Consider the following 5247-nt stretch of genomic DNA (forward strand, 5'->3'; position numbering starts at 1 on the left):
AGCCCTATCCATCCCCGCATTAAAATACGGGGATTTTCGGGCGTTTTTCATTAAATTCAATTTTTATCTCTCTTCATTATTATTTTTATCTTTTCTGATATATTCGTTCATGAGTTTAATCGGAAAAGGAAGAACCGTCAAATTTTTAAATTTAACCCAAACAACATCCATAGATTGTAAAAGCTGCTGCATATCTAGCAATTGCGACTTATTATTATCGTTTAAACATTCAATCTTTCTAACAACTGAAGCTACCGACTCTTTGGACTGCATCCCATTTCCAATAACTCCCACATTATAATATAGTTGATTTTGTGCGTAGAAATAATTCAAATTGATTAAACCGGCTAAATATTTATTTCTAGCCTCTTTGTTACGATATGCTAAAGTGCCTTTTTGGTTATTTGCCGCTTCATATAATGATGGCGATGGTATTGTTTTTAACGAAGTTTTGCTTACAGCATAGTAATTTTCATTTTGTTTATCTAAAATAATGTAGTCGTAAGCGGTCGTTAATTGATCGTTTCGTTCAATAAATAAATCATTCAAGAAAAACGGATCTTTAAAATTGGAAGTAATTACTTTAATTTGAAAATTAGTTTCATGACTCGTAAATTCTAGAGTTTGATTGCTTTTAGGATAATATTTATAAAAAGCCAAACTATCTAAGTCTAACCCAGTATTCAATGGTGAGAAATCTTGCATCTCTAAAATTGCTTTTACAGTCAATTCTTTAACTGCATTGATTAATGCGCTATCAATTACCGTTCCACTTTTATGCAGTACTCCTTCAATTGTTATATTTTGAATAATTTTAGCTTGATTTACGTAATACGTATCTTCTTTATCTTGGTTATCTTTTTTCGAATAGTAACCTAAATTGTGAATTAATGCTAAATTGTAATGACTACTTGTTTGACTGGGCTTAATTTTTATTGACAAGTTTTGACTAAAAAAGTCAGATATAGTCTTTACCGCTGATAAATTTTCTTGCGTTCGATCAATTAATGTAATTTCTTTATCTGACCAAAATGACTTAATTTTTTCTAATAATTTTTCTCCCCTTTTTTTTTGATTAACGCCTTGATCATAACTCTCAGTTTGGATTTCTCTAAATTTTAATTTGTCAAAATATTGCGAGTAATGCTTATTCAATTGATCAATTAAATAATACATAATGCCACTTTTACTAGTTAAAAAGCTAGTTCTAGCTTGTCCAACTTTACCATTAAGATAAAAGAAAGGTGTTTGATCTGGCTTCAGATTTTTATGGGTAGGATGCATTAAATACCAATCATTTTCTTCTCCGTCATGGTAACAATTTGCCATTTGTTTGATTGTGCTTTCTTGCAAATTAATCTCATAACGTGGACTGCGACCCCATGACTTTATATTTTTAATTAATTCTTGAGCTTGTTTTTTTTGATAATAGGATAGTTGAGTAAATGCTCGCGTTTGAATATTAATTACTAGATTTTTACTAAAGCTTACTTCTTCAAATTTTAATTTTTCATTTTCTTCTGTGTTGGTATTAACATACAATTTTCCCAATAAATTACATCCCTTAACTGTAGAGAATACTTGTAGTTGAATTAATAGTAAGTTTAATATGATATTTGTTTCTACTTGTGCAAAATCACGCTGCTCAATTTTACCTATAGTCTCATCTAGTTCTGTTAAGCCACGCTTTAATTCAAAAATATTGGTTTTACCTTTATCCGTAAGGATATAAATTATGTCTTTGTTATTTTCTCTGATATAATTTACGGCCTTAATTACTGGTGACTTCTCTTGGTTACGGTTAAGTAAGGAGCGAGAGATATATTTACGTGTGCAATGTACCGCGTATAAATCAAAATCTTGATTTAGCTGATCAATCTTAAAATGCGGATCTTCCAATTGATTTAGATAAATTTTATTTCTTACTAGTGTCATTCCGTACCACCTTATCTAATAAGTCTTGCAATAATGCATTATCAATTTCACCATTATGTCTAAACAAATGAGGATAGTAATAGATCTTTTTTTCATTAATTTCGTTTCTGATTCCGCTATTTCGATAAGCATTTTCTTTTTCAAATTCGTAGAAATTAATAATCACGGCTGCATTACCTGTGGACTCATTTAATTTATTTTGAATATGCTTTTCGACATCTTTTGCAAGTACTGTAGTCCTACGTGAATCGTAATTCTTCATATCGACATATAGAATTCTCTGATCGTTTAACTTTAAAAATCCGTCAAAGCGTTCAAATTCATTCTGGGATAATTCCCTCATTTCATGGAAATCTAGATGATACTTCTGACAAATTAAAGCAAAAATCTCTTCTGAAATAGCTGCTTTATACAAATTGTTAAATGCGGCAGGCGTTAATAACCACTGACTCTTTTTACTAAAATCTAAATCATATTTTTCTCTTAGTAATGCTTGTTTTATCCATGAATTTTGCTTAAAAATTTTATCTAAATATTTAGCATATTTTTCTAGATTTAGACTAGTTAATTGGGCATTAATAGGTACTTGTTTTTGGAATTTTAAGTAATCTAATTTTTGTTGAGCTTTTCCCTGCTCAGAATCAATCAAAAGCACGTTTTTGAAATCAGGATCTTCCTCTTGATCGTGATAGTAATAGTATTTTGCATCTGGTTTAGACAGTCGATAATAAAATCCTTCGACTGTCTTACGTAAATGATCTGGTATTTTAGATAAAGTGCTAATTCGAGGATGTTTTACAATCCATTCCCGCATTTCTACCCACTGATATTGCATAGTTTCACTTAAAGAACGCAATTTATAAGCACGTTTGGCTAAGAAAGCTGCACCACTATTAATTAAAGCTAGCTCTTGCTTTTCCTTAATCGTTGCTAAACGATCTTGATATTTTGGATTTGAGGATAATCTATTTTTATTTTGCTCAATTAAGTCTTCAATCAGCACGTTAGTTCGTTTATGGCTTAAATAATCCCAGTCAATTTTATTTACAAAATTATAGTCATACTGGATTAGCATTTCTTTATTTTTGATATTTGTTCGACAAAGACGCCCTGTTATCTGTTCTAACTCTGCTGCAAGAGCATCCTGTGCAGGTAATAAGTCCCACATGCCATTACCTGATATTTTGCCAAAGTATTTTTGTAGTCTTGTTCTAACATCACGGAAAGATAAATTAGTTTGATTTGAATCGTATAATTCAAATTGTTCATAAATAATATGTCCTGCTCTGATTTTGAAATCATCTAAATCCTGAGTACCATTATTATTTGGATTTTCAAACATATGAGTAAGTGATTCTATATAAATTCCTGCAATATCAATAAATGGTTCATTCAAGTTGACAAAGCGTTGATCAATAATTGCAAAATCATGGCTATGTTTTTGATAATAGTCTTTATCTAGAAGATATTGAAGATTGGTTCCACGACCAAGAGCTTGCTTATTAGTAAGCATGATTTGAAATTTTCCTTTACCCCATGTTTCTTTAACATCTTCTATTTCTTGACGATTTTGTGAACTAATCACTTTGAATAAATCATCTGGAAATGGAATATTTAAGATTTCAATAGCTTCTTTTAACCAATTTAATTCGTCGATTCGTATTATTGCATTGGTATAGATGATGAATGCATTATTTGTAGAATTTTTTTGATTTAACTGCAAAAAATTAATGATTGCACTTAATAGACGTATTTTACGTTCAAAATTAAAATGAGTATTACTAATTTTTGAATCAGCATCTTGGCGTTCGGCTTCACATAAAAACGGTGCATCTGGATCTAATCCGTTGCTTACGCGATTAGCAATCAAACGAGCAGGATATTTATTCAAAATTCGTTCAAGTTGTAATTCTGTTGGCTCTAAATGATTTTCATCTCTTAACAAAGTAGCTAAAGCTTGACTAAAAGTTTGTCCACTAATCATCAAGTTTTTTCCTGTCAACCTAGTGTCAATTTTTACTTTGCTTTTAATTAATTGATTTCGTTTTCTATTTTCTAAATCAAGTACCTCTTGCAATTTTGTAGGAATTTCTAAGAAGTTAACTATATTATTTTTTACCCAATTTAGATCAAAATTTCCTAATGGTGAGGGGTTTAAACTGGTTGATGATAATAAGATCGTCCTCATTTTATTTGCTACACTGGCAAGAATTTGTTCTGGTGTTGTCTTCTGTTGGTAGACACGAAGCTGGCCATTATTGTTAGCATCTTCACTTACAGTTAAATCAAATAGACGAAATCCAGAAGCATAGATGGTCTGATCATCTGTAAAACTTGCTTTAATATTTGGTAATTTTAAATTAAGTGCTTTATCCAAATAATTATCAATGAAGTATTTTGCTAACCTTCCTTCAGCATTAGTAGGCTGCAAAATCACGTTCACGATTTGCAAGTGTTCTTCTGATAACTCATAAACATTATGCAATTTTTCAGGATCAGTAATTTTTTTATTCAGATTTATCTTGAATTCATGATAATTTCTGGCGATTGAATAAGTCGTCTTTGCAATATAATGCAATAACCGAGTAAAGGAACTAGTTACTTTACTTAATCGAAATTCTGGATGCGTTTCGTAAAATTTTTGATCTATTGTAATCTCGTTAACAAGACGTTGAGAGTTAAATTTCCATACCAAATACTTTTCATCTTTTTTCAAGCCAAACAAAAAACTGCTTTTACCTGTGTTAAATAGAAATTTGTTAGTATTATCTCCCAAAAGTGCAGGATCAATTTTTAATGGGGACTGCAAATGATACTGATCATATGTCTTCTTGATCACTTGATAAAGTTGCTTAATTCTGGTGTTATTTGTTTTTCCAGAGGGGTCTTTGGCGTCTATGATTATTCGTTCCATGCGTCCAATAGCTGGCAAAATATTGGCGTAAAATCTTCGAATTAGAGTTGGCATATCTTCAACATCTTTAGACCCCATCTCACTTTCGATTAATTTATTGGTCCAATTTGATTTAATCTTATCTGATTCATCTAAAAAGAGAATAGGTGTCTGACTATTTTTAAAAGTCAAATCCCAATAATTGTCTTCATTTCCGATGGCTGTTTTATATGGGAAAACGAATTTATCCGCAGTCATGATCAAAACGTAATAACGACTGAGATCAGTATCTTTAAATAAATCACATATCCAAGGCGCCTTTTTAATTAAATAATTTAGCCGTTTTTGTTTGGTATTAAGTTTTCGCCGATTGTAAAATCAAGTTGAACACTTTATAAAAATAAAAGTCCATCTGGACC

2 protein-coding genes are annotated in these 5247 nt (G+C 30.7%); both read right to left on the reverse strand.

The window, feature by feature from the left end:
• Positions 1-63: 63 nt before the first annotated feature.
• On the reverse strand, positions 64-1935 hold the full coding sequence (locus CP355_RS09340; RefSeq protein WP_233187031.1) for an ATPase: 1872 nt from the start codon (positions 1933-1935) through the stop codon (positions 64-66).
• On the reverse strand, positions 1916-5086 hold the full coding sequence (locus CP355_RS09345) for a hypothetical protein (RefSeq protein WP_098044401.1): 3171 nt from the start codon (positions 5084-5086) through the stop codon (positions 1916-1918). The genes CP355_RS09340 and CP355_RS09345 overlap by 20 nt, the downstream gene beginning before the upstream one ends.
• Positions 5087-5247: the final 161 nt, after the last annotated feature.

Origin of the sequence: Lactobacillus sp. UMNPBX4, assembly GCF_002554115.1 — a bacterium.
Taxonomy (GTDB): Bacteria; Bacillota; Bacilli; order Lactobacillales; family Lactobacillaceae; genus Lactobacillus; species Lactobacillus gallinarum.

Bases quoted from the DNA above. Each gene is read 5' to 3' on its own strand.
- CP355_RS09340 (WP_233187031.1), bottom strand. From the start codon at position 1,935: ATGACACTAGTAAGAAATAAAATTTATCTAAATCAATTGGAAGATCCG.
- CP355_RS09345 (WP_098044401.1), bottom strand. From the start codon at position 5,086: ATGACTGCGGATAAATTCGTTTTCCCATATAAAACAGCCATCGGAAAT.